The organism is Thalassospira sp. GB04J01, assembly GCF_000751115.1.
GTDB lineage: Bacteria > Pseudomonadota > Alphaproteobacteria > Rhodospirillales > Thalassospiraceae > Thalassospira > Thalassospira lucentensis.
Genome location: NZ_CCDX020000020.1, coordinates 1 through 23,494, shown reverse-complemented (window position 1 = coordinate 23,494; position 23,494 = coordinate 1). Strand labels below are relative to the sequence as shown.

Here is a 23,494-nt window from a genome sequence, read left to right as displayed (position 1 = left end):
TTCTCCATCATCATATGTTCGCAATGGCGGTCCACGTCCTGCCACCGTCTGGGCTTTGTAAAACCCCGTCGTCATTCACAATTACGAGATCATCAGCGCGTAGCGGATGAACCGCGAGTGCTGTTGCGATAACTTCTGAACGCTTTAACCAGGTGACACCCGCATCCTGCGATTGCCAAATTCCGGATGGCAATCCGGCATAAAGTGTGGCCGGTCGCGATACCGCACTGACCAGCGCACTCACAGGTTCACCCTCAGGTAAGGGTACTTTGGGAGTTGCCTGCTTTCCGGACGCAAGAGCATCCATGGCATCGCCCGGCTGAACATCCTGCCAACGGCAGAAACAATCCGGCACACGCGTTACACCGGTATCGGTTCCGGCATATAGCCAGATCCCACCCATTCCGGTTGCCAGATCGACTGAAGACAGCGCTGTCAGATCTCGCTCGGCATTCGCTAACCATGGCCGGTCCATGACAAACACCCATGACTGACCAGCATCATCGCTCTGCCATAAGCCGTCACCGCGAATGGCGGCATATATGGTATCTGGGTTTGTCGCCGCAGTTGTGATGGCAGTGACTGCCGCTTTTGGCAGTCCTTGCCCACGCACGTCCCAACTTTTCCCGCCATCGACAGACAGAACTACGCCGCCGGTATCCAGACCGCCAACAATGCGGCCCGGCCGTTCCGGATGTGTTGTAAAAGTGAGAATGGTGCCTTCCGACACCTTCGGCAGCGCTGTCCAGTTTTGGCTCCCACTGCGATAAAGAAGCGCTGAACCGCGTGCCACGATCAGCGCATTACCGTAAAAAGCGATTGCGCTGCTTGTGCTTTTACTAGCCGCAGCAAAGGCCGTTGCGGGCAACAGGCAGAGGCCGGCACCCGCCACGAGACCGTGAAGCAGCGCACGTCGGGAAACGGGACCTGCGACTATGGTATTTTTCTTCATATGCGTATTTCTCAAGGAGTTGGAGCGATCAGACCGTAATCCGAATCCTGCTCACAAGGGTCCTATAAGGTTTGATCTTCAGAGGCCGGGCACCAGTAAAAGCGGGACGCTCAAGGCCGGGGCGGATTGCCGCCTGCTCGTTGAGTGAAGCTGAAGCTATGCTTTGGTGCATGTCGCGACTGCGCCAGGAAATACCGACCAAAGCCGACATTTTGGCACCCGTAGATCGGAAAACATGATTTCCAACCTTGTCTGAAGAAGCTATAAGGCCCACAATAAAAATTGCGAGCACAAAGCATGTCATGAGAAATCGCGGTGATGCCCCATGACACTGATATCCTCAAACCAAATCGGGTTAAAGAGATATCAGTTCAGAATGTTGGTTCTGGGAGGGAATGGATCAGGAGAGTTTGAGCGGCTGGTAAGGCTGCCTGTCGGCCCGAAATGCGCGACCGAGGCGAGCGCAGGTATTGCAACTTGTACAGGCGCAATTGCGATAGTCGATACTTGAGGACACGCAATATCGCAGTCCGGCATGCTGTCGCCGCTGCCAGAACAATCCTGACAATTGTCTATTGCCAATTCCGCCATCGGCATACCGACCTTCATAACAGCAGCATTGACCGTCTGGAAACTTGTCCCGACGGCAAAAGCAGCTATCAAAAGTATGGTCAAAAACCTGATGCGATTGAGCATAGTCTACTTCTATCCCAAGGATGCGATGCTGTCTATATCGAACTACAGTAAATCCTACTGCTGTCAATCTGGCACACCTCTGTGCCCATATCCAGAGACCAGGAGAATTGTTGGGTTACGCAGCATTTAATAAGATTTGATTGTGCTTCATCTATAAATTGATTGTTAGCAAGTCATACCCGCAGATTAGTGAATAACTCAGCACAACAGGTTGTTCATCTGTAGCGCATAACGTGATTTCATGGCGATGAATGCAGTAATCTATTGTTTTCACCTTGCTGATGGCTCAAGCAGCAGATGTAAATTCGTGAAATAGTCTGTCTTTGCCACAATATTGCCACTTGACGAAACCGGGGGAGCCCGATATTGCGTATGTTGCAATGCATCACTAAGGAACATTCCGTGCGCATCCTTTCCTGCTTTCTTGCAATCGCGATAGCCATGACAGTTCTGCTGTCGGGGGTTGAGGGTGTGCAAGCAGGTTCGGGACATGGCCATGACAATCATCACGGCGTCATGATGGATGTTTCTGATAGCTCGCAACATGATCGACGTGACATGCATGCGGATCTTTGCGGTATGGCGGTTTGCGGCCCGTTCGTTAAAGAAGTAGAAGGTGTTCTGTCTTCCAGCCCAACGGTGCTTGCGGTAACATACTGGTATCAGGACCTGACTTTGACTTCCGCAGATTTGGACGTTAGAGCCAAGCCTCCGCGTTCCTGAGATATTTCAGATTTTCCGAACATCCCTTTGCCTGGTTCAATCACTGTTCCTCGAATGAAACAGCGTTTTGCCTGAATTACAGCAGCGCAGACTGTTGTCGTGATTGAACATGGGACGAGGGCCTTCTTACTGAATATCTATTAGGAGCATGTACATGCCCAACTTCAAGAATTCCCTTATGCGTCGCGTTAGCGTTTCAACCTTTATTCTTGGCGCGCTTGTCGGTCTTCAGTCACCTGCCTTTGCGGGTGCGGGTCATAGTGGCGGTCATAATGACGGTGCATCGGAAATCGGGGCACCCGGCGAGATATCCGATGTGCGGCGCACCATCAGAATCACGATGGAAGACAATTTCTACGACAAGGAAAAAATCATTGTCCGGGGCGGTGAAACCGTTCGCTTCGTTATCGAGAACAAGGGCGAATTTGTTCACGAATTCAACATTGGAACTGCAGCCATGCATGCAGGTCATCAGGAAGAAATGATGATGATGATGGAACATGGAGCGCTTGAGGCCGACAAGATCAACATGGACATGATGGAAATGGACATGGGGAATGGAATGACCATGAAGCATGACGACCCCAACAGCGTTTTGCTGGAACCGGGCAAGTCGGCTGAGGTGATCTGGACGTTCCCCAAAGATGCGGAACTTGAGTACGCATGCAATGTCCCGGGTCACTATGAAAGCGGCATGGTCGGCAAAGTCCGCCTGCAGTAATCGGTCATCCACCTTCCTGCGCCAGAGGTTTTTCTCCCTTGGGCCTCTGGCGCACCTGATCTTTTTGGATTTCAAAAAATGAAACAGAAATTTGCCCGCAGTGCCCTTTGGGGTGTGCTGGCCGCTATTGCTGTGTCTTCGACAGCCAATGCGGCGAATTACGATCTGTCTGTTGATTACGTTACAATTGATACCGGTGAAATGAAAACCACAGGTATCGGATATAATGGGTCTTCCCCTGGTCCGACCTTGCGTTTGAAGGAAGGCGAAGAGGCTGTCATCAAGGTGACCAACAATCTTGATGAGGCAACGTCCATTCACTGGCACGGACTTATTTTGCCCTATCAGATGGACGGGGTGCCGGAAATCAGCTTTCCGGGGATTGCGCCTGGTGAAACATTCACATATCGCATTCCAGTCTCGCAAAGCGGTACCTACTGGTTCCACAGCCATTCCGGTTTTCAGGAGCCGGACGGGGCGTATGGTTCGATCATTATCGAACCCAAAAAGCGAGAACCGTTCAAGTTCGACCGGGAGTATGTGGTTGTCCTGAAAGACAAGCACCCGCATTCCGGCGCACGTATTTTGCGCAACCTCAAAATGATGCCCGATTATTATAATCGCAACCAACGCACCCTTGGCGATTTCATCAGTGATGTCTCTGAAAATGGCTTCGGTGCGACGTTGTCGGAACGTGGTGACTGGGGCAGCATGCGCATGATGCCGACCGACATCGAAGATGTTCAGGGATTTGTCGGTCTGATCAACGGAAAGTCACCAGAGCAGAACTGGACAGGTCTGTTTAAGGCCAATGAACGTGTGCGCCTGCGCTTCATCAATGCATCTGCCATGACTTACTTCGACGTCCGTATTCCGGGACTTGAAATGACTGTTGTGCAGGCCGACGGCAACAACGTTCAACCGGTCAAGGTTGATGAATTCCGCATTTCGGTTGCAGAAACCTACGATGTGATTGTTCAGCCGACCGCAGATAAACCTTACGCAATCATGGCGGAATCGATGGGGCGCTCGGGTTATGCATTCGGGTCGCTGTCGCCGCAAGAAGGGCTGAAAGCTGAAATGCCAGCCAGACGCATGGACGCTCCGTTGTTGACAATGGCTGATATGGGGATGGATCACGGGAACATGCCCGGGATGGACCATTCCTCAATGAGCAGTGGTAACGAGAACAGCATGGCTGGAATGGACCATTCGAATATGGCCGGGATGGATCACTCTCAGATGGCGATGTCCAAAGATGATCCTTTCTATGCCGCTGGCAGTGGTTTGACACCAAAAGCAGCGAATGGCGGCAAGTTCTTATCTTATGCCGACTTGAAGGCACAGAAGCCCTTGTATCCGGAGCGGCCGGCAACGCGTGAAATTGAACTGCGTCTTACGGGAAACATGGAGCGCTATACTTGGTCAATCAATGGCGTCAAATACGAAGATGCAGAACCTATCCGCTTGAAATATGGCGAACGGGTACGGTTCAAGTTCGTCAATGAGACCATGATGTCACACCCGATGCATTTGCACGGGATGTGGTCAATCCTCGATACCGGTAACGGTAAATGGGATCCGGTAAAGCACACCATCAATATCAATCCAGGCATGACTGTTTATTCGGAAACCGAAGTTGATGAACCAGGGCAATGGGCGTTCCATTGTCATTTGAGCTATCACATGGCTTCTGGAATGTTCCGCAAAGTGATTGTTGAGGGCGGTCCAGCCGTCGCAGCACTTGAGAATGGAGTTCAATAACAATGAAAACCCTAACTTTGGCCGCGATTGGTGGTGGTGTTCTTGCCACGATCCTGTCCTTCTCGTTCACTGCCAAAGCAGACAATCACATCTTCTATGGCATTCAAATGGAGCAGTTTGAATACCGATCAGGTGATGAAGACGAAAATCTCTTTGTTTGGGATGGTGACGCATTTGTAGGAACCGATGAGTTGAAGCTGCGCTGGCAAGGCGAAGGCGAGCGTGATCTCAAAAACGACCTTTACGAAAACTTCGAGAACAGGCTGGTCCTGCAAACACCAATCAGTGACTTCTTTGATGCCAAGGCCGGTATTCGTCTGGATACGCCAAGCACAACAGATCGTTGGTATGGAACGGTTGGTATCATGGGGCTTGCTCCTCAATGGTTTGAAGTCGACGCTGACCTGTTTGTCAGCGAAACCGGAGACGGTAGTGCGCGACTTGATGTTGAGTACGAAGGCTTGTTGACCAATCGTTTAATCCTCACGCCTTCGCTTGAGCTGAATGCAGCATTCTCTGAGGATCGCGAAATTGAGGTCGGGCGCGGGTTTTCAAGCGCAGAAATCGGACTGCGGCTTAGCTATGATCTAATCGACCGAGCCGTTGCACCGTACATTGGGGTTGCCTATGAACGCAAACTTGGCAAAACCGCAGACTTTGCAAAAGACGACGGCGAGGATTACGAAGCAACTTACCTCGTGACCGGTCTCCGCCTTCTTTTCTAAGCTTCATCTGACAGGGAGGATTTTCCTCCCTGTCTGTTTTTATCGAACCTTTTGAAGGAACCTGACACAGATGATGGAAATCGTCCACGATATGGGGCACCGTTTAACGCACTACATATCAAGCGACGCACACTGGTGGGTTCATTTTGTCTTCCATTTGGTTGTGTTTGGGGTTCCGGTTGCACTTATTATTATTCTCAGTGCAACGGGATACAGGCTTTTAAAACGCCGCAAATCTGTTCTTGCGTGGCAGGCTCAAAAATCCTTCTCAAAGAACGGAACACCGCTCCTGCAGTACATATTCAGAGCATCATGGAAACGACAGCTAAAACTGGGCCTGCTGGCAATAACGTCACTACCGGCACTTTACATGAGTCTCGAACTACCGAAGCTAATCATCAACAACGCCATAGAGTCCGGACACTTCCCAATCATGTATATGGGTATAGAACTGTCACAGACGCAGACGTTGCTTGCACTATGCATGCTGTTCCTCTTGGCAATTGGCTTACATGGTGGATTGAAATACCAGGTCAATTTGCAATCCGGTGCGTTGGCAGAACACATGTCACGCCGCCTGCGGCTCGACATCTCAAAATTCAGCTTTCGAAAGCCGTCCCCCAGAGGCGGGGAATTAATTCCGGTTATTGTTCAGGAGGTAGAGCCCGTAGCTGGGTATGCATCGGAGTCCATTGTATTACCTTTGTTACAAGGTGGCACGTTCCTGACTATTCTGGCTTTCATGCTCGTGCAAGATTTGGTCTTGGGCATCGCCGCAACAGCACTGTTGCCGCTTCAGATTTTTGTCATTCCCAGATTTCAAAAGAAAATTAATGCTTTGTCTCGAACGCGGCTGAAAGAAGTCAGGGTTCTCGGGGAGAAGATCGGGAATATCTCAAACGACCACCAGCCAAGTGCTCGGGATATTTACGGGTCATACAAACGACTTCATGATCTTCGTCTTTCTATCCACAAAAACAAGTTCGCCATGAAGTCTTTAAACAACTTTATATCTCAGATGACGCCATTCTTCTTTTACACAATAGGGGGGTATCTGGTGATAAAGGGCGACCTCACGCTCGGAGCACTAATCGCAGTATTAACTGCATACAAAGACATGGGCGCTCCGCTCAAAGAGCTCTTTCGTTACTATCAGGCGCAAGCCGATGCTCATGTCAGATACTCCGAAATCAAACCTTACATCTCCAAGGAAATCGAGATTACGGACAATCAGTTTGCAGATGTAACGGTTCTATCTGAAGCAGGGTAAAAAAAAACTTACCCATAGTTGAGGTAGGTCAACGTAACTCGATATTCAGGGGCATATGTGTTACCTTCTGCCCAGAGGGAATTTCATCAATGAATGCACAGCAAGCACTTATACGCGCCGTACTGATCCTGCTTGTCGGGATCAGTACTATAATGCTTGCTCCCCATATTGCAGTCGCGTCCAGTGGCTCCTTTCCTGCGCATTCTGCAGAAATCAGTGATTTCGACATTGATCACCAACATGATCTGACTTCGTGCTGCCCTCAGGTTTCTTGTCACTCCACATCAGCGGTCCTTACCGAGATTATCCTACCGATTTCCGAGTTTTCTCCTGTACAGAACGGGATAGAAGAAATGTCCCTTCAACCGGTATCTCGGTCATGGATTTTCCAACCTCCCATATTCTGATCCTCCCAAACAAATAGCGAATAACTGTTCTGATTTCTGCGCGTGCCGATGGCTTGCGTACAGATTGAGCGTCGGTATTCGGCACCATGCTGTTTTCATACAAAACAGTCGGACTTAAAGGTATTTATGGGATGGCAAAGAGAAATGGAAAATATTCTCAGTTGGTTGCTTTGGGGAGCCTTCATCGTTTTGATGATGCGCTTTGGCTGCGGTGCCCACATGTTTCGCCACAAAAAGCACACCCGCAATAAGAGCGAAGCGGATGGTAACGTTGAGGCCATCCGATGGGAGCACCCTCATTCCGCCGCGGATCCGGTTTGTCATCAAACTGTAGACCCACGTATCGCCAAAACAACCATTCATGGCGGTGACGTATTTTACTTTTGTTCAGATGCCTGCCGTTCGAAATTTGAAATGTCGCCAGATACCTATGTCGGTAGCAGCGCAATTAGCCGACAAATTCATGTATCGCAAGGCTAGTTCAGCGAAATTATAGGCAGCCTCAGTCTGGCTAAGGTTGCTCAATTCACATCCTCATCACCTTTCATCGAAAATTCGATGCATACGCAACAAATAATGGCCCGATGAAAATGAAAAAAGAAATCAATTGGTCAAAGTATTTGGTCATCGGTTTTTTCGCAGTAGGGATCATCGCCATGACCCTGAATTCGTTTCTGCCCGGGAAAGATGACATCAAAGATCTTGAACTGAACGATAACGGGATTGCGCTCCCCAGCTTCAGCAAGGAAGTAATGGTAGGAAAACAGCTTTTCGATATGAACTGTGTTGCTTGTCACGGACGCAATGCAACCGGTACGGAACAAGGCCCGCCACTGATGCACAAGATTTACAATCCGGGACATCATTCAGATCGCGCATTCTATCTAGCTGTCCAAAACGGGGCGAAACAACATCACTGGCCCTTCGGCGATATGCCGCCCCAACCTCAGGTAAGTTCGGAACAGGTATCGCGGATCATTCGTTACGTACGTGAGCTACAGGAAGCAAACGGCATCGCGTACCAACAACATCAAATGTGAGGCAGAGATGGATCATCAGTCAGAATACAAGAAAAATAGCATTTCGCTCGTTGGCGCCATATCCATGGGCACCGGTGTTATGATCGGGGCAGGAATTTTTGCTTTGACGGGACAAATTGCCGAACTTGCGGGAAAGTGGTTCCCGTTGTCGTTCCTGTTTGGCGCACTTGTCACTGCTCTTAGTGCATACACCTACATCAAGATGTCAAATGCTTTCCCGTCAGCGGGCGGGATTGGAATGATCCTTCAAAAAGCATACGGGCCAGGAGCCATAGCAGGTGGCTCAGCATTGCTGATGGCCTTTTCGATGGTCATCAACGAGAGTTTGGTGGCAAGAACATTCGGAACCTATGTTTTGCGGGCTTTTGACCTGACAGAGTTTGAAGTTCTTATACCGGTCTTGGGTGTCTGCCTGATCATTTTTGCATATGCTGTCAACAGAGCAGGCAACAAATCGGTTGGCCTGCTTTCGATGGTCATGGCCGCATTGAAGATCGGTGGAATTGCGTTGTTCGCGATTGCAGCTCTGTGGGTTGGCGGATATTCATTCGAACCCTCATCAACCGACAGCGCGAGCTTTCCATTAGCCGGTTTTGTTGCATCAATTGCTCTTTCAATTCTAGCCTTCAAAGGGTTCACTACGATCACAAACAGCGGTGCTGAAATCGTGAACCCACACAAGAATGTTGGCCGTGCGATCACGTACTCAATCCTGATTTGTGTTGTCGTATATATTCTCGTGGCGCTCGCTGTTGGCTCAAGCCTCAGCTTGGATGAACTCATAAAAGCCAAAGACTATGCCCTTGCCGAAGCCGCAGCACCTGCATTGGGCCCCACCGGATTTTATCTGACTGTGCTACTCGCAGTCGTTGCGACGGCCTCCGGTTTGCTTGCAAGCGTGTTTGCTGTCTCAAGAATGCTCGCCATGCTGACCGACATGGAGATGATCCCACACAGTCATTTTGGAATGTCAGGTTCAATTAAAGACCACACGCTTGTTTACACGGTTGTCGTGGCAGCGCTGTTGACAATCTTTTTTGATTTAAGCCGGATCGCTTCACTTGGAGTGTTTTTCTATCTCGTCATGGATGTGCTCATCCACTGGGGATGCTTTAAGTATCTACGGCAGGAAATAGGTGCACGCGGCTTTGTTATGCTTACAGCGATTGTCTTTGACATCATCGTATTGCTCGTTTTCGCCGGCATGAAATTGCAAAGCGACCCATCCATTGTTCTCATTGCAACCTTGATGATTGTTTCTGTGTTCATTTTTGAACGTTGGTTCCTGTCAAATTGGATAAACCAGTCGGCCAAGGCGCACAGTCACGATCACTCAGGACATTGATAAACCGCAGTGACATTGAGGCATAACAGCAGGAAGCAGACCATGTCTGAGCATCATCATAAGAAGCACCAGCATCATCATAAGAAGCACCAGCATAATCAACGAACGTCCGATCAAGCAGAACATGCAACCGATCCTGTTTGCGGTATGTCGGTCACTGTGGATTCCGATACGCCACACTCGCGGTACGGCAGTGAGACATATTATTTCTGTTCCCAAAAATGTAAGGGAAATTTCGATAGCGCTCCTGAAAGTGTATTGTCCGCAGAAGAAGAGACATCTGCTGCAAACAGCGCTTCGTCATCCGCTTCTCGCCGCTACACCTGCCCGATGCATCCAGAGATCATACGATCCGGACCTGGTTCCTGTCCGATCTGCGGAATGGCACTGGAACCGATGGATATACCAACAGAAAATGACGAACCAAACCCCGAGATTCAGGATTTCAAAAAGAGATTCTGGTTAGGCGCAGCTCTTACGGTGCCGCTGATTGTCCTAACGATGGGGCCCTTTGTTGGTTTGGGTTTCATCCGGGAAATGATTGGAGAACGCGTTACTCTTTGGGTTGAGTTAATTCTTGGAACGCCTGTCGTCCTGTGGTCTGGCTTCCCTTTCATGGTTCGTGGATGGAATTCTGTGGTGAACCGTTCTCTCAACATGTTCACATTGATCGGGATGGGTGTTAGCGCAGCTTATATATTTAGCGTCGTCGCAGTGATTTCTCCTGACATTTTTCCTGATGGATTCAGAGATGCACAGGGACATGTCGGTGTGTACTTCGAAGCTGCAGCTGTCATCGTTGTACTTGTGCTTCTTGGCCAACTGTTGGAATTGGGGGCTCGGGAACGAACCGGTTCGGCAATCAAGGCGTTATTGGGTCTTGCTGCAAAAACAGCCCGCATTATTGAAGATGATGGTTCTGAACGGGAAGTTCCTCTTGAAGATGTGACCGTCGGAATGAGCTTGAGAGTTCGTCCAGGTGACAAGATACCTGTCGATGGCGTTGTCGTTGAAGGACGATCGTCAGTTGATGAATCCATGATCTCGGGTGAACCCGTTCCAATTGAAAAGAATCCAGATGATGATGTAACCGGAGCAACAATCAACGGGAATGGCAGCCTGATTATCCAAGCCAAACGGGTTGGCAAAGATACTGTCTTGAGCCAAATCGTTGATATGGTCTCCAATGCTCAGCGAAGCAAAGCGCCAATCCAAAAGGTTGCAGACACGGTTGCAGGCAAGTTTGTGCCTGCTGTTATCCTAGTTGCTTTAGTTGCCTTCGTCGCTTGGGCCATCTGGGGACCAGATCCGTCATTGTCATACGGGCTTGTCGCAGCAGTCGCTGTTCTGATCATTGCGTGTCCTTGCGCTCTTGGTTTGGCAACACCAATGTCAATCATGACCGCTACCGGTCGTGGTGCGCAAATTGGTGTGCTCATTAAAAATGCAGAGGCCCTGGAGCGATTTGCGAAGGTCGATGTGCTCATCGTCGATAAAACCGGGACTTTGACAGAGGGTAAACCGAAACTAGCAGGTGTAATCGCTCAATCAGACTATCAGGAGGAGGAAGTTCTTTCTGCCGCTGCGGCGCTCGAAAAAGGATCCGAACATCCATTGGCTGACGCCATTGTTAGTGCTGCTCAGGAGCGCGGCTTGTCCCTTGATAAGGCAGAGGACTTTGAAGCTGTAACCGGTCAGGGCGTCACCGGAAAGGTGGATGGCAAGTCGGTTGCCCTAGGTAATAGTAAACTCCTTCAGACTCTCAATATCGATCATTCTGCTGTTGATAAAACAGCAAATGATCGGCGAGATATGGGGGAGACGGTAATGCATGTCGTTATTGATGGAAGAATTGCCGGGCTCATTTCCGTAGCCGATCCGATCAAGGACACGACATTGGAGGCTTTAAAGGCGCTCAAGAAGCAAGGCTTCAGAATCGTCATGGCAACCGGTGACAACCAACGAACAGCAAAATCCGTTGGCAATAAACTTTCCATTGACGAGATTCGGGCCGATGTCTCCCCAGAAGACAAAGCCAATTTAATTATGGAACTCAAGGCTGAAGGCCATCAGGTAGCCATGGCAGGTGACGGCGTCAACGACGCCCCTGCTCTTGCTCAGGCTGATGTCGGAATTGCGATGGGTACGGGCGCTGATGTTGCAATTGAAAGTGCTGGTTTCACCCTCGTCAAAGGTGACTTGAGCGGGATTGTTAGAGCCCGAGAACTCTCGGAAGCAACGATGCGCAATATCCGGCAAAACCTCTTCTTTGCGATGGTCTATAACGCAGCCGGTGTGCCTGTTGCTGCGGGTCTGCTCTATCCGTTCTTTGGCATTCTCATCTCACCAATGTTTGCAGCTGCAGCCATGAGCTTATCCTCGGTATCAGTCATTGCGAATGCACTGAGGTTACGTCGAGCAAGTTACTAGCATCCCAATATTGACTGATTGGGCGAGGGGTGAACCAGACAAGGCTGACTTTAATACAGGACAGTTCGCCCCTCGCCCATTTTAAATGACATACCAACCAGCACTCAGAACTTTAAATATCTTCTGATCCGTTCCCAAAACTCATCTGTCGACTTTTTACACTTGGTAGCCAGAAATCTATTTTCACCTTGATAATTTCGAGTTTACGCACCGATAGATGCAATCCTGTATATTTACATTGTAGGGTTACATACATGCGATCATCATCAATTGGCCAATCTATTTTCATCGAGTCAGTGTTGATGCATTTATCTTCTAACCGCCTATACAATTTGACTGAACAGTTTTTGTGTGAACAAAAATAATAATATATTTGTATTTACTCTTTTAAATCAGATCTCTGAATAATAACGAACTATATTAAATGTAATGTAAGCAAGGACGGATGTACGATTGCACGAAGCCCTGAAGCAAAGGAGTTGGGGATCAAGATGGGGCAACCTCTGTTCCAGATCCGCAACCTGGTACGTCGGCATGACGTGATCGTCAAATCCAGCAACTATGCGCTTTATGGCGATATCAGCCGACGGGTGATGACGCTCATAGCAAACGAGGTGCCGGACAGCGCAATCTATTCGATTGATGAAATTTTCATCGACTTGGACAAAATGCCCATTGATCATGATCGATGGGCACGGGACCTGAAAGCGAAGATTCTGCGCGAAACCGGGATACCTGTCGGGATCGGCATATCGACCACAAAAACGCTGGCGAAACTAGCAAACCGCTTGGCAAAGAAATCCCCCAAGGCAAAAGGCGTGGTTGTCCTCAATGATCAGAAATCGATTGACCTCGCCCTGGAGCGCACTGAGGCAGGCGACGTTTGGGGAGTTGGGCGAAAGTTCGCCCTCAAGCTCTCGACCATCGGCGTTACCTCTGCCCTCCAACTTCGCGATATGCCTGATACAGCCGCACGGAACATGATGACGGTCGGCGGCCTGAAAACCGTGCGCGAACTGCGCGGCATTCGCTGTATCGATCTCGATGACAGCCCAGCCTCGCGGGAAACCGTTTCTGTGTCCCGCTCCTTTGGGAAAGAGATTAACGACAGGGAAATGCTGAGAGAAGCTTTGATCTCTTTTGCTGGTCGAGCGTGCTCGAAGCTTCGTCGTATGAATTTAGTCGCACGCAGGTTTCAACTCTTCATTCTAAGCAACAGATTCAAGATAAATCGACCACAGTTCTCCCGTGGTTTTGAACTGACTCTGACACCGGCCACTAATGATACCAGGACCATGAATAACTTAGTTGGCCAAAACATGCAGCGGATCTGGACTGACGGGTTGGAAGTGAAAAAAGCCGGCATTCTAATGCTAGGTTTGTGCAATCCGCAGGATGCACCAAGAGACCTTTTCACAGGGCAATGTCAAACGAACAACAGCTTGATGAAAGCGATTGATCAGCTTGAGGGAAGATTTGGGAAGGAGGTTGTGACAATTGGTAGAAGGCCCCGAGCGAATGGTCTGGACTGGTTTATGACTTCCAGCAATCGGTCACCATGCTATACGACCAGATGGCGTGACATTCCTGTAATCCGTTAGACACCTGTTAGCCTTATAACACCGTTTCTACCTGCTTTTTTTAGCTAACCCATAAGTGCCACACAGCAATATCCCCTGGTAATTTGCCACCTTGGCCACCATGCACATATTTGAAGTAGCGCCCATGCTCGGATCGGGCGGCATCAGGCAATGAGACCGCGCATTTTTGTGGTAGTGACACCACTGCATACTCAGGTGGTGAACGTCGCGTTGCCGCCTCGAGAAATGGACTTAGGTGGCTGGTGGTAGAAACCCCGTCCCTGACGTAGGCTAGCATCAGGGCCTCCTGATTAGTCCAAGCGTAGTCGCCAGTTGTAAACCGAGCTAAACCATCCCGGCAATAGAGGTCAACTGTCTTTCCCTTCGCTATATGGATGAGCTTGCATTCAACAATCAACGGAAACAAGTGCTGCCGGCTCGTCAGGGAAATCTGGATATCAGGCCGCATCTCAAAACGGGTTGCGTCGTAATTCTTCGTTTCCGTACCACGAGAAACCGACCTAACCAACAGACTGGCCAAAGAGTTCTCGCCTACTAGATGGTTCAAGCGATCAACCATTAAACTGTTTAGATGTTTCTCTTCGCCGCTGGAGACTGCCGCATGGTAGTCCGCTTTGATGCCAGTATAGGCGTTCTGCAGTAGTTCTAGGATGACTTCAACATGCAAGTGATCAAGTGCCGGCAGCGGCAACTCTTGCCCGCGGATCAATTCTGACAAATGATCTTGCAACATCGAGGGCGTTCTGCTCATACCGCAGGAAGCTCCGTAAACAACTCCGGTCTTGACCAGATTATACGCTGGGCAGCAAGGCGTGCTTGTGTTTCGCTCCAGTATCGGGATTGAGCAAGGATCAAAATAGCTAAGCGATGCTTGCCGTTGTCCATGATTATTTCAGTCGCACTGGTGCGATCAGCAACTGCGGTAAGAGTACGAATCTCGGCAAGTGAACTCACCATCTGGTTTTCAGTTTCAGTGTCGCGGGACGTAGAAATGTTAAGCACGTGCCAAGGGGACGATTGTCGAGTAGGAGCATAGTCTACACGAACAGTACATTCGAAGCGTTGTGCAAATCTGGCGAGTTCGGCCTCCAGCGTTCGACAATAGTTTTCGATCTGGTCGATTGAAGGTTCGCTCTGTGCCAACTCCCGATTTGAGGCATAAGGGAGATTGAACCGCAACGTATCTTCGATAATGGTCACGTCCCGTTCGCCCAACCCATACAGTTTTGCGACCCAAACATCGACGTCTGGCCAAACATCACCGCCCTCTTCTTCCAACCGAGCAAAAAGGTCGCGCACCTCCCGCACCTTATCCTGCGAAAGTGTTTCAAACGGAGGAATCATGACCTCCTCAAGGATGGATTTCTCAACAACCTCACGTTCAAAGCCGAATTCGCCACTGGTAATCAGAGATATCCAAAGCGCGACGCGACTACCAAGTACAAGTGCAAGATAGCGAGTCAACAAAGAAGCTTTATCAGCTCCCTTGGCACTAAACCCATACCAGCTCTCATTGAATACAATGTCTTGATCGCAGACTGACACCTGTATCCTCTGTAGCTTGGCTGGCGGAGATTTGCGAACGAGCAAGATCGGTCCGTTATAGATCGCTCTATCTCGCGCACGATGAAGGCGCTTCGCACCAAAAGCCGGAAGCCGTGAGGGGTCAATGACTAAGGTCGCTGACGACACGTCATCAAGATGAGGAAGCCCATGCATTGGAGTAGCGTCCTCACCGATATTTCCATCATCCTGCCTCTTGCTACTATCTCGAATTTTTTGGTAGCCGTTTCCACTGGCAAGCTCCCCGTCACATAACTCCTGCCAATAGCGGCTTAGCTTCGTGAAACTGCCTCGCCTCACCCTATCAATTAGCGAAAGATCAGCCTCACTACCGCGAAATAGGATCTTCAGTGTTTCCGGACGCTCCCGCAGGTCTTGTGGACGCACAACGTATGCGTTAGCCGCGTCGATCCGCATTACTCCGGCGTTATTGAAGCTCTTTTCATAGCGAGGGGTAAGCATCCGAAATCCGGACGCTGTATGCGAAGGTCGGTTAACGGCAAAGAGGAGGCAAAACGGAGCCGAAATGCTCGGCCAGACCTTTGTCCGGCGTAGCTCAGAGCCGTTGATGATCGATGTCACATCAATCGCTTCCAAGAGGCTCTGTCTGGCAAGCGGCATACCATCCCCTTGCTGGAAGAGGAAGCGCGCATGTAGTGCAAATATGATTTGAGCATCAGGCTTTGCCCAACGCATTGCTCGCCAGACAAACGGTAAATCAAGAACTGCGTTGGGCAAAGAAGGAGGAGCGATATCGGCTAGGCCTCTGCTTCGAGCGATATCGTGAACTTCCGCAAGCAGGAGCCTCCAGTCTTCCAGTCCGGTCGCACTGGCCCACGGTGGGTTCCCAATCACTAGGTCGTACTGACCATCATGCTCCTTACTAATTAGTGGGCCGAGGCTACCCAGTTGCTTTGCTTCGGGGCGATCAATATCAGTGGTGTCGATTGGACGATGCAAAACGACCCCGCGCAAATCGTCGAAGTGTAGCTTGTCCACCGGTCGAGGATTGGGGTCGAGTTCAATTGAAAGCAAGTAGAGACCAAGAGCGCAAAAACGCAACGCTTCTTCGTTGATGTCAAACCCTCGGACTTGACCATAAAGGATTTCGCGGAGCGCCGTCGTGCCAGGTCTTTGACCGTCGGATCTCCAACGCGCAGCAACTAACTCACGAAACGCCGCAAGCAGAAAAACGCCTGCGCCGGCTGCGGGGTCCAATATCCGCGCGGCGGCAGAAATGCCCTGACTATCCAATCCACGAAACGCCGCCGAAACCATCAAATTGGCAATCGGATGAGGAGTATAAAAGCCTCCCTCCTGCTGTTGCTTCTTTGGGGCATGCTTTCGCAGATAATACTCATAAGCTTGGCTAAGCACACCGACCGGAATGTGTGAGAAATCCAGATTATCCCACTGTTCTCTCCATCCCAGTGACAGTTGGCCACCCTCAGCGCGCCGCAGAATATTACCAAGCACATGACATGCTTCCAAGGTAAGTTTCGGAAACACTGCATTTGACAACGGGAGCAGCTCACCGTTGAAGGTCTTATCTAGCCACAAACAAGAGAGGCGCACTAAATCTGGTTGGTCGAACAGCTCATGTTCTTCAGGGCTAGCTTCGTTGACCGACGTATACCTCCCCGTAATATCCTTAGCTGAAGGCAGTAAACCGCGATCAGCAAGAAAACGCATGAAGAGCGCCCGTCCGACCAATGATATCGCGTCCTCACCCGAAAGGTCGGCATCGGCTTTGAGAGACGATATAGCTTGATCAAGTAATTTCAGAATGACGCCGGTGATCCACGTCCTATCATTGACTTCAGCAGCCGGGCGCAGGTTCGCCAAGCGCGGCAAGGTAAGCCAAGTTTCATCATCGGAGACGCCGGCATCAACGCGCACCTTAGAAAGAGCATGGCGATCTAGTGCGATCCGATATACATCCAACCTTCCTGGGAAAACCACTCCGAGGTATGGCGCATCACCTCGCATGGCGAGAATCCGTCGAATTCGCTTAAGCTGCTCAAGGTCTCCGTTTAGCCGGTCGCCATCTACAAGGAATACTAACGGGCACCCTTGCCACTCATAAACACCTTCAACCAGGCGTAAATCGTCGTCACTCTCGCGAGCCATGAGAATTGTCGAATAGGCAAGCAACTCTGGCGCCGGATTGTGGAATAGACGAATGCCGTCGCGATCAGCGCCCAGATCATCAAGGATATTGATCATACCGATCATAGTTCTGCCTCGAACCAGAGTAGCCAACCCAAATGGTTAGCTCGATATTGCAAGAGAGAATAGAACGTTATCATTCGTCAAGATCCAGTGGCACCTGCCGGTCGCCCCCGAACTGGCCGGACTTTGCTCGGCCGCGAGGCTTTTTAGCGGTTAGTTCCACCTTCGCCAACAGCCCTTGGAAATCGAGCCCATTAACGCCCATCTCAGCCACGAGTGCTGCAATGATCGCCAAATGGTCAGGAACCACACCTGAACGGGCGTAATTTGAAACAGAATTAGGGTTCATTCCAATTAATTCGGCAAACGCCCTGACGCTTAGGCCTGCTCGCGCGAGATCGTGGAGAAACTTTTCATAAACCATTGCATCAAAGCCCTGAACACATAATTTTATGTACATTCACACATAGAATCATGTGGAGCAATCAAATAAACATGTACGAGACAGGGGGAGGGTGAAGCGACGGGATCCGGATCTACTAGGGCACCAAGCACCAGAACATCAATCCACTCGGTAGATCCGTGCGTGAACTGACGCTTTTTTCATTGGCCTAGAGCAGACCGAACCTGCAACTGTTGACGGTTCCGAAGCAAGACTGGAGAGACGTATAACATTGTAATGGATAGATCACTTTACGGAGATTGCTACAAGCATATTCGAGCTCAACTCCAATTATGAATATGGCTGGTTAGTCACATGAATTGTCAAGAAGACATGCTCCTGATGAAGCGTTGCTATTCTTCTGTCGAATTCGATCATATTCAGCCTGTTGGCGGGCTGCACGTCCAGCATCCTCACGAGCCTGCTGGACAGTTTTGTACTGATCAGGTGTTAGCCATACATCCTGACCGTGCTGGCATCCGTTGTTGAGCTCTTCTGGTAGGACCATCTCGCTTTCATAAGTCATCAGGTAACCGAATTCTTCCGCATGCCCCAGGAGAACAACAGAGTCCCCTTTGTGGATGTTGCAGGTATCATGTGCCCAACCGTCCCCGGCAGGTTTTACGGCGTAAGTATCTGTGATAGGAAACGTCTTCTCCGGAAGCTCATTTGCATAAGCGGAACTGGTCACGAAAGCCAAAACGATTAGGGACTTTTTAAGGGCGTGCATTAAAATTACTCCTCTTGGTTGCACCTGAACAAAATTCGATTATTCCCCGAATAAATCGTCCGCCGCCTTGGCTATAGCCCAGCGAATGAAGTTGTTCTTGGAACGCCCAGACTTCTCGGCTGCTTCCTCCAGAAGCTCCCACTCCGCTTGGTTGAATGGTAAGCTGATCGCCTTGTAATCACGTTTCATGCCTGGGGCTTTTGGCGGCCGCCCCATCCGGCCGGGCTTGGCACCTTCATCCACCCGGCTTGCAAATTCTTCAACCCGCTTGGGATCAACGTTAGGTATCTCCGAGTTTTTCTGCTCACGTCGCTTGACCATCAAAATATCCTTTGTATCAGAGCATTGATCTCGGAAGCTGCCTTGGGGTTGTCCATCTCGACGACACTACGACCCTCCGGAAGGGCATCCCGATAAACCTTGCGCTCACAGATGACCTCGGCAAGCAACTCGATTTCGGGAAAGTCTGCCAGATATTCACGAGCCTCTTCACGTTCACGAATGACTGGATTGGTGGGAACCATCGCCATAAGACCATGGACTTCAAGCCCAGGATTGAAATCCCGTGCTTCAACAATGATTTTTTGCAGTTCGCCCAAAGTATCCAGGTCCGCATTCGAGGGCTTGAAAGGTACGATCAGCTTATGAGCCGCTGTCATTCCTGTGCGAAGCTCCCGACTGTCTTTCCCCGGTGCATCAACAATCACATACTCGTATCGATTGTTCATATCGACCAGAGTGTCCCGGATATTGTCATATTTCTGAACGCAGTGGACTTTGGGAAGGTCGGGGTTTTCATCCCGATCCAGAACCCATTTTGCAGCAGTGCTTAGAGGGTCGGCATCCACCAGCACGACATCATTCCCACGGTGTGCGAGAGCGGCACAAACATTAACCGCCGTCGTCGATTTTCCACAACCACCCTTGCGGCTTCCAAACAAGACAATCACAGCATTGCTCCTGAATTAAATCAATACATAATCAGTATCGGTAAAATATTTTTCATGTACCTGAGTTGGCGCGTTCTCGTACCTGAGTATCTTTCGCCCCAACATGGCTTTGACGCATCTTTGCAAATCGCCGTTTAACGATGGTACGCGCATGTTCGCGATTGTCATCTGACACAGGGGCATCAACTGAACCGTCCAAACGGTAGCGAACACTTTCATCAAGGCCTATGGCCATCTGGTATCCGGTTGCACCGGTATAGCGCCTCAATGCGACCTTCAAATCAGCAAGCGAGGTTTCCGAACTTGCCATGGCACGAAAAAGGTCGTGGGCACCGATCTGGAAAGGCTTGATTTGATCGGACGATGTTTCAGGCAAGATCGCGATCTTCTCGATCAGGAGAGATTGCAGTTCCTGTGCGGCCTTCAATTCAAAGGCCCGCGCCAGGATCTTGCGCTCTGCTGACCAGAGATTGCCGCCAAACTTCCTTTTGTCGTTCACCTTCTCCTCCGCTCCTGTTATCTAAAAACTTAACTCAAACGATACTAACTAAATATTTATTTAATACTAAAATTATACTAATAAAAAACTTAAACAGTATTTATTTATATCTAATATTGTCGCTTGAGACAAGCATTAATTTGATACTGAAAAAGTATTTTTTAGTCCGCGGTTATGAGGCATTGCACCAGCCTTCGCGCATGCCGCCATCGTAGGGAAGCGCAAGTCCCTCATTGATCAAGATGTCATGTAGCCAGGCATCCCCGATTGCGACCCATGCGACAACGCGTCCGCCATAACGCCCCCACTTGGGATCACAGAACTGAACCGAAATGTTGGATTGAATTGCATGATCAAGAAGGCTGCGCACACGTTCTCGCGCTTGTATGGCCTGCCCTTTCTCTGCTTCACATTGCCCACGGATCTCCGGTGTATCAACGCCACCTACCCGAACTGACATGTCGGCAATCACAGAAGGTAGACCGGGCATTCGGATGTAGATCGTATCGCCATCATAGGCGTAGGCACCCCGACTTTCACGCAAGGGCCATTGAAAACACTCAATAGCGCTCGCCTCAAAGACGGGATGGATGGAGAATGAGATAAATATCGAACCAATATTGTATCGGTACTTTTTTAGTATTGTTGTAGTCCTTATCGCAAACCAGTCCAATATTAACATCCGGGGCCAATGCTTCTGGATGACAGACTTCGAAGTGAAAGAAAATCGGAATGCCACCGGCAAAATGTTGCCGGTTTTGATGGCTGTTATCAGTGCATCACTCATACTGTCCCCACTGTACCAACGGGCTGATATGCCACGCCATTACATGTCTCTTCACCGCAATGCACTTTGAGACCGGGTTTGCCCCAGACCTGGGCAGAGCATGACGGGCAACGATACTTGGCGCGATTTGATTTGTTTTCAGTGGTGACCTGATGAATGGCAGCCACAGCGGATTTGCGGGATAGCTCGCCAAGGTCAACGTCTTCGGGTTCTACTGGCGGGAAGCGGTCGAACCAGGACAAGGTATATTCAGTCGTCAACAGATCCGCGCACGCACGGTCAAATGGCCCATCATCTATGATGTAATGGGTCATCTGTTCACCGACACGACGCCCGCCCGGTTCACCTGTATTGCTCGGCATCAAGCCAATCTGCTCCATGAAATCAGCCCATTCATGGTTATGATAACCACGCCGCCCGGGCTTGCCGAAATGGAATTGCCATTGGTGCGCCATTTCATGAACAAGGGTGGATAGGGTCACACGAATAGGCCGGGCGACGAAATAGCTCGGATTCATGGCAATTTCATCAGTAAGCTCACCTGTGCTGCCGCAAACGAACCGTTCATAGGAGTAATAGCCAAAGGTTCGCTTGTTTCTCTGAAGCGTGATGAGGCAAGCGGGCAGCTTCCCGCCGAATATCGTCCGGTTGAAGTGATCGAAAGCGGTCTGAAGCTCGCCGTAGGTTTCGACTGTTGGCGTCGGGACACTGATGGGATGAATGTTACCCATTGCCACCTCCCAACGCAGGGAGATAGCGAATTGCCCGGTCCATGAATTGCGCTTCGGCCTTCTGCGGGCTCCAGGGCAACATGAATTCTGGATATGGCAGCACATCGCCCGGGCAGAAATCCTCGACAACCAAATGGTCCACGGCATCCCGGTATTCGGTTGCCTTCAAACGCTGATCGATATCTTCAATCTGTTCGAGGATCGCATGCGGGCATGGCCATTCAAGTCCGGCCGCCAACGTGAACTTGCGACGGATGGGCATGACGACATGGGTTTCAAACTCGACCCAAATACCAAGCTCACGCATCCGGTTCTTGATCGGCGTGATCAGATCCCCGGTTTCGTCTTCCTCAATGTCATGCAAAAGGATGTAACTTTTGACTTCCAAGGGGGCGCGGTCGCAGGCATCGACCAAATGCTGTGCAACGGTAATGTCACTCGCACCATTCCAGCGCCGCAACCGGGAAAGAGCGCGAGCTTTGGCCCGGAACATGGCAGTGCGATCAGCAAGTGTTTCAGCCTGTCGTTGAGAGTTTGAAGCCAACTCAAGCATAACCGCCCTCCTGACGTTCCAGGGCACGAAGGCTATGGCGAACCGTGTCACGCAAGCGAGCTGCTTTGAGCATGGAATACAGATAGCTGGCCGGATCTCGAACACCCTGCCGGTCAACAGCAACGACAACGGCCGCGAGCGCTGCCCATCCATGCTTGTCAAGCGCCACGCGCCAGACAGCCGGCCTGAGCTTGACCTGATTGGTCAATATCCACCGAACGGCGGAAACCACAGACTGGATTGCGGCTCCAGACGGCTCCGGCCCGACCAATTCGCAAAGTTCTGCTGCTGTGAGCTGTTTTTGAAGAGTAGGGGATGACTGAACCATCAAGAACAGGATCTCAGTATCCACATCGATGTCATTAAACGAACTGTTCGATCCATGCCCAAGCGTCGCTTGCGAAGCCCCGCTTTGTACAAGGTTCGTAGAACCGGGATTTAGCTTGTAGGATTTATGGTGGACAGATGTGTCCGCCCCCCCGGACTCTTTATGCTCTTTATGCTCTTTCTGTGTCTCTGAAACGGGTTTCTGCTGCGCTTCCATTCGCGCCAAATCATCTCGTTCCTGACGTTTGTATTCCCGTGCAGCTTCAATCTTCTCATCAAGGAAATTTTCCGCCTGGCGAAGTTCGTATAGGCGTGCCGCCACTGGTCTTAGATCGATGCCCGCATTACCAGACGCTCTTGTGTTTGTTTCGGTGTAACGTCGTATTATCCAGTGGTTGGCCTCAAGAAGAGAAAGGGCTCGGCGGATTGAGCGTTCATTCTTGCCGGTAATTTCAGCCAGCCGTCTGTTACCGGGGAACACTGTGAGCCGACCAGATCGCCACGCCTTTTCATCATAGACGTGTTCAATCAGGACAACCAGCAATCTGACGGAAAGATCTGTGAGGCAGGGTGATCGTTGTGCAATTGCGCGGGAAACAAGCCCGACAACGGAGGCCGTTGTTACTTCACGGGCACCACCAAAGCTATCTGCGAGCCGCAAAAGGTCTTCATAAGTATCTGTCCTTGCGGCGATACCCGTAAACTGGATCTCGTCCATTCTGGCGTCATTGTCAGTTATGGATTCGTTCGTCGTCATTTTTTATCGGCAAAGGCATAAAATCGCAATGTTTTGGCGCTTTTGCGCTTGACATAGCGGTCCCGTTGCCTAAACTGAAACCCATATTTCACGTGGGCAGTTTAAGCCTTTCAAATACCCGTTGGTTGCAGCCGACGGGTTTTTTGCTTTTATAAGCTATTGAAATCTTTGGGGAAATTTACCTCGTAAGTGCCGCCTCCAATTAGAGGGCGACACCTGCGAACATTTTTCTCTTGTCGGTAGAATCCTTGGAGTCTATATCTAAGACTTGCCAAGGAAGAGAAAACTGGTTGCGGGGGTAGGATTTGA

General features: G+C 50.2%; 23 protein-coding genes. 10 read left to right on the top strand and 13 right to left on the bottom strand.

Annotation, left to right across the window (positions count from 1 at the left end; all coding sequences use genetic code 11):
* Positions 1-10: 10 nt before the first annotated feature.
* Both AMM48_RS20330 and AMM48_RS20325 read right to left on the bottom strand, forming a co-directional pair.
* Entirely contained in the window at positions 11-952 is a 942-nt protein-coding gene (locus AMM48_RS20330) for a hypothetical protein (RefSeq protein ID WP_022733243.1), read from the bottom strand.
* Positions 953-1,318: 366 nt separating this feature from the next.
* A complete protein-coding gene (locus AMM48_RS20325; RefSeq protein WP_022733245.1) occupies positions 1,319-1,648 on the bottom strand; it encodes a hypothetical protein in 330 nt (109 codons plus the stop codon).
* Positions 1,649-2,014: 366 nt separating this feature from the next.
* On the opposite strand from AMM48_RS20325, the gene AMM48_RS20320 reads away from it, so the two are divergent.
* The 10 genes from AMM48_RS20320 to AMM48_RS20270 all read left to right on the top strand — a co-directional run bounded on the left by AMM48_RS20320 (position 2,015) and on the right by AMM48_RS20270 (position 13,674).
* Positions 2,015-2,371 carry a hypothetical protein gene (locus tag AMM48_RS20320; protein ID WP_133125091.1) on the top strand — a complete coding sequence of 119 codons (357 nt, stop codon included), beginning with the start codon at positions 2,015-2,017 and terminating at the stop codon, positions 2,369-2,371.
* A 154-nt stretch (positions 2,372-2,525) separates the two neighbouring features.
* On the top strand, positions 2,526-3,092 hold the full coding sequence (locus AMM48_RS20315; RefSeq protein WP_022733247.1) for a plastocyanin/azurin family copper-binding protein: 567 nt from the start codon (positions 2,526-2,528) through the stop codon (positions 3,090-3,092).
* A 78-nt stretch (positions 3,093-3,170) separates the two neighbouring features.
* Positions 3,171-4,856, top strand: coding sequence for a copper resistance system multicopper oxidase (locus tag AMM48_RS20310; RefSeq protein WP_022733248.1), 1,686 nt, complete (start codon positions 3,171-3,173; stop codon positions 4,854-4,856).
* A 2-nt stretch (positions 4,857-4,858) separates the two neighbouring features.
* Positions 4,859-5,581, top strand: a complete 723-nt coding sequence (locus AMM48_RS20305; protein WP_022733249.1) for a copper resistance protein B — start codon at positions 4,859-4,861, stop codon at positions 5,579-5,581.
* 70 nt (positions 5,582-5,651) lie between these two features.
* Positions 5,652-6,851 (top strand): ABC transporter ATP-binding protein, encoded by a 1,200-nt coding sequence (locus AMM48_RS20300; protein WP_022733250.1) that lies wholly within the window; start codon positions 5,652-5,654, stop codon positions 6,849-6,851.
* 551 nt (positions 6,852-7,402) lie between these two features.
* Entirely contained in the window at positions 7,403-7,738 is a 336-nt protein-coding gene (locus AMM48_RS20290; RefSeq protein WP_198413570.1) for a YHS domain-containing protein, read from the top strand.
* A 104-nt stretch (positions 7,739-7,842) separates the two neighbouring features.
* The gene (locus tag AMM48_RS20285; protein ID WP_244271327.1) at positions 7,843-8,298 is read left to right on the top strand and encodes a cytochrome c; all 456 of its coding nucleotides are present in this window, start codon (positions 7,843-7,845) and stop codon (positions 8,296-8,298) included.
* A gap of 7 nt (positions 8,299-8,305) precedes the next feature.
* Positions 8,306-9,643: an APC family permease gene (locus AMM48_RS20280; protein ID WP_102785557.1), complete on the top strand. Its 1,338-nt coding sequence runs from the start codon at positions 8,306-8,308 to the stop codon at positions 9,641-9,643.
* A gap of 42 nt (positions 9,644-9,685) precedes the next feature.
* The gene (locus tag AMM48_RS20275; RefSeq protein ID WP_102785556.1) at positions 9,686-12,073 is read left to right on the top strand and encodes a heavy metal translocating P-type ATPase; all 2,388 of its coding nucleotides are present in this window, start codon (positions 9,686-9,688) and stop codon (positions 12,071-12,073) included.
* A gap of 404 nt (positions 12,074-12,477) precedes the next feature.
* The gene (locus tag AMM48_RS20270) at positions 12,478-13,674 is read left to right on the top strand and encodes a Y-family DNA polymerase (protein ID WP_338063627.1); all 1,197 of its coding nucleotides are present in this window, start codon (positions 12,478-12,480) and stop codon (positions 13,672-13,674) included.
* Positions 13,675-13,714: 40 nt separating this feature from the next.
* Here the strand turns inward: AMM48_RS20270 and AMM48_RS20265 are convergent, their stop codons facing one another.
* The 11 genes from AMM48_RS20265 to AMM48_RS20210 all read right to left on the bottom strand — a co-directional run bounded on the left by AMM48_RS20265 (position 13,715) and on the right by AMM48_RS20210 (position 23,185).
* Positions 13,715-14,425: a hypothetical protein gene (locus tag AMM48_RS20265; RefSeq protein WP_101304745.1), complete on the bottom strand. Its 711-nt coding sequence runs from the start codon at positions 14,423-14,425 to the stop codon at positions 13,715-13,717.
* Entirely contained in the window at positions 14,422-17,472 is a 3,051-nt protein-coding gene (locus tag AMM48_RS20260) for an N-6 DNA methylase (RefSeq protein ID WP_165792415.1), read from the bottom strand. Before AMM48_RS20260 ends, AMM48_RS20265 begins: the two co-directional genes overlap by 4 nt.
* Positions 17,473-17,542: 70 nt before the next feature.
* On the bottom strand, positions 17,543-17,869 hold the full coding sequence (locus tag AMM48_RS20250) for an XRE family transcriptional regulator (protein WP_198413569.1): 327 nt from the start codon (positions 17,867-17,869) through the stop codon (positions 17,543-17,545).
* 289 nt (positions 17,870-18,158) lie between these two features.
* Positions 18,159-18,581 (bottom strand): hypothetical protein, encoded by a 423-nt coding sequence (locus AMM48_RS20245; protein WP_101304744.1) that lies wholly within the window; start codon positions 18,579-18,581, stop codon positions 18,159-18,161.
* Positions 18,582-18,620: 39 nt separating this feature from the next.
* A complete protein-coding gene (locus tag AMM48_RS20240) occupies positions 18,621-18,902 on the bottom strand; it encodes a hypothetical protein (protein WP_101304743.1) in 282 nt (93 codons plus the stop codon).
* Positions 18,902-19,531, bottom strand: a complete 630-nt coding sequence (locus tag AMM48_RS20235; RefSeq protein WP_101304742.1) for a division plane positioning ATPase MipZ — start codon at positions 19,529-19,531, stop codon at positions 18,902-18,904. The genes AMM48_RS20240 and AMM48_RS20235 overlap by 1 nt, the downstream gene beginning before the upstream one ends.
* A gap of 52 nt (positions 19,532-19,583) precedes the next feature.
* Entirely contained in the window at positions 19,584-20,030 is a 447-nt protein-coding gene (locus tag AMM48_RS20230; protein WP_158246497.1) for a ProQ/FINO family protein, read from the bottom strand.
* Between the two features lie 172 nt (positions 20,031-20,202).
* Positions 20,203-20,817 carry a thermonuclease family protein gene (locus tag AMM48_RS22100; RefSeq protein WP_101304740.1) on the bottom strand — a complete coding sequence of 205 codons (615 nt, stop codon included), beginning with the start codon at positions 20,815-20,817 and terminating at the stop codon, positions 20,203-20,205.
* Positions 20,814-21,548, bottom strand: a complete 735-nt coding sequence (locus AMM48_RS20220) for a SprT-like domain-containing protein (RefSeq protein WP_198413568.1) — start codon at positions 21,546-21,548, stop codon at positions 20,814-20,816. The genes AMM48_RS22100 and AMM48_RS20220 overlap by 4 nt, the downstream gene beginning before the upstream one ends.
* The gene (locus AMM48_RS20215) at positions 21,541-22,101 is read right to left on the bottom strand and encodes a hypothetical protein (RefSeq protein WP_101304739.1); all 561 of its coding nucleotides are present in this window, start codon (positions 22,099-22,101) and stop codon (positions 21,541-21,543) included. Before AMM48_RS20215 ends, AMM48_RS20220 begins: the two co-directional genes overlap by 8 nt.
* On the bottom strand, positions 22,094-23,185 hold the full coding sequence (locus AMM48_RS20210) for a helix-turn-helix domain-containing protein (RefSeq protein ID WP_101304738.1): 1,092 nt from the start codon (positions 23,183-23,185) through the stop codon (positions 22,094-22,096). The genes AMM48_RS20215 and AMM48_RS20210 overlap by 8 nt, the downstream gene beginning before the upstream one ends.
* Positions 23,186-23,494 lie beyond the last annotated feature (309 nt).